Annotated in this window: 1 protein-coding gene and 1 pseudogene; both read left to right on the top strand. The window is 67.0% G+C overall.

The genetic code is table 11. The annotated features are described in order from the left end of the window. Positions 1-192 precede the first annotated feature (192 nt). Positions 193-510 (top strand): annotated as a pseudogene (locus tag ACZ38L_RS39110) (DDE-type integrase/transposase/recombinase); the annotation flags it as partial. Positions 511-822: 312 nt separating this feature from the next. Then, positions 823-1452, top strand: coding sequence for a cysteine hydrolase family protein (locus tag ACZ38L_RS39105; RefSeq protein ID WP_465702857.1), 630 nt, complete (start codon positions 823-825; stop codon positions 1450-1452). The last annotated feature ends 1168 nt before the right edge of the window (positions 1453-2620 follow it).

The following is a 2620-nucleotide window of genomic DNA, read 5'->3' as shown; positions in this document are numbered from 1 at the left end:
CTGGCCAAGCTCCGCGAACTCGGCTACGACGTCACCGCCGAACCGCCTCCCGCCGCATAGCGATCACCCGCAGGAGGTTTTCACCTCAGAGTCCTGGCGGTGCCCGTGCTGCTGTCACGGCCGCTGAGGCCGAGCAGTTCCGCGCCACGCACTGGAACCCCCGCGAGCGGGTGCCGGCGACGTCGCAGGGTGATCGTCACCGACAAGCTCCGCTCCTACGGCGCGGCCCACCGCGAGGTCATGCCCTCTGTCGAACACCGCTCGCACAAAGGACTGAACAACCGGGCGGAGAACTCCCACCAGCCCACCCGGCAACGAGAACGCGCCACGAAGGGCTTCCGGTCCGTCGGTGGAGCCCAACGGTTCCTGGCCGCGTTCAGCGGCATCTCACCCCACCTCCGACCACGACGCCACCTCCTCACCGCACCCGACCACCGCGCCGAGATGATCATCCGCTTCGCGATCTGGGACCAGATCGCCGGCATCGCCGCCCTGCCCGCCGCATCCTGAGACAGGGCCAGCATCGGCCCCACCACGCCCTGACACAACCCCAGCTGACCACACCCCCGACAACGTGACAGCGCCCAAGGACGCCTTCGCGCACCTGGCCCGCCGCTACGCCAAGGTCGCGACCGACCCCCCCGCCGCGCCGCCCCCGATCCCGTGAGCGACCGCTTGGTGGATACGGGACTTGGTCGCGGGTGGGTGGGCCATGGACCCAGATTGCCAACCAATCAGTTGGTTGACATTGCCGGGGCCTGACTCCTAGGTTCATCCCAACCAACCAGTTGCATGGGATGAACGCACGCAAGGAGCCCGACTGTGCCCGAGCACACCTCCGCCCTCGTCCTCATCGAGTTCCAGCGTGAATGGCTGGACGCCGAACAGGGCAAGCTGCACCACCTGGTCCAGGACCGCGAGTTGCTCGACACCGCCGTCGCCGGCGCGGCCACCGCCCTGGAGGCGGCCCGCGCGCACGGCGTGCCGGTGATCCACGTCCCGCTGCTGCTCTCTCCGGGTACCCCCGAGCTGGACAGCTGGACCCCCGCCAGGCTCGGCCTGCGGGCCGCGATTCCGCGAGCGGGCAGCTGGCTGCCGGGAACCGGTGGCACCGACTTCATGCCGCCCTTCACCCCTCATGACGGTGAGTCGGTGGTGCGCGGCCGAGCCGGGGCCAGCGGCTTCGCCGGCTTCTCGGACCTCGACCTGATCCTGCGCCGACTCAGCGTCACCGACCTCTACCTGGCCGGCTTCGCCCTGCACGTCTGTGTGGAGTCCACCCTGCGCGAAGCACACGATCGGGGCTACACCGCCCACGTGATCCACGACGCGTGCGCGGCCTTCACCTCGCTCCAGCAGGAGTACGTCCGCGAACACGTCATCCACCACTTCGGTGGCGAGGTGAGCGCGGCCCGGTTCGCCGCCGAACTGGCGGCCCCGGCAGTGGCCTGAGGACGGCGATCGGGCGAAAGGCGCCGGGGACGCCGGGTGATGACCAGAGTGTCCCGGCACACCACGCGGCCGGCCCCGGTCGGCAGTCGGTCACCGGCAGAGTGATCAAAACGAGACCGCATGCCCGCGCTCAGGCGCTGGCCGCGGGACCTGGGTCCTTAGCGTTCAATCCATCAGCAATACCGGAACCGACGCCGGGCACCTGGCGCGACCCGACCGCGCCCGCCGCGCCTCCGGGCAAGTCTGGCCAGCGCCAGGGCGTGGTGGGGCCGATGCGGGCCCTGCCCGCCACTGCCTGACAGAGGCCCACCGCCCGACGAAGCCCTGACGCACCATCAGGCAGTCATGTCCACATCAACGTGACAATGCCGTTCACCACCTTGCTCTCCCGCTCCCACGGTGGAGACGAATGGCCCCGCGCACAGCCCCGATCAGCGTTCTCCCAGCTCTTGCGTCCTGAACAGGAAAGGAAGTTGATTGTAGGGCAGCTTCTGGAAATGGTGCTGCACGGAAGATGAAGGTCATGGCCCTTCGGAGCCGCCCTGCGGGGGGAGGCTTCAAACCGCCTCATGCTGCGTTGGCTGAAGACCGTCGTGGTGAGCGATGAGGAAAAGGCGTCGTGAGAGGCGTCAGGTGGGGACCGGGAAGACGAACGTAAGTGAATCGCTGCTGACGTGTCGAAAGAAAATCAGATGACATCGAAACCGGGGTGTGAGCTGAACTCCGGGATGAGCCTGGCGGGTGCCCGTTTATTGGCCAGGTGGTGTCCGGCATGTAGGCGACGTGAGTCCGGTCTGCGGCTTCCGTGTGGAACAGGAGAAGGCGGGTCCCGATACTCCTCGCCCGATGGCGGGGGAGAGGGAGTGCCCCGAGCAGAACGCAACTGTGAGGGGTTGAGTACCGATGCGGATCCCGCCGGCGGACCGGCCCGTAGTAGTGCTGAGGCCCCTGTAATGGGGGAGGAGCGAAGGGGTCGGGCTGCTCGTGACTGTGTTGATCGAATCAACCGGATGTTCTCCGGGAGGAGTTTGATGGGCCAGTTGAAGTCTCAGATCAAGCCGTTCGATATTTCGAAACGGGAGATCGTGGAGGCCTGGAAGGAAGTCAAGGCCAATAAAGGAGCGCCAGGTGTGGACGGGCAGAGTATTGACGATTTCGAGAAGGACCT

It is taken from the genome of Kitasatospora sp. NPDC024654 (genome assembly GCF_055559155.1).
The sequence above is the reverse complement of the archived record's forward strand: the minus strand, read 5'-3'. Positions and strand labels throughout refer to the sequence as shown.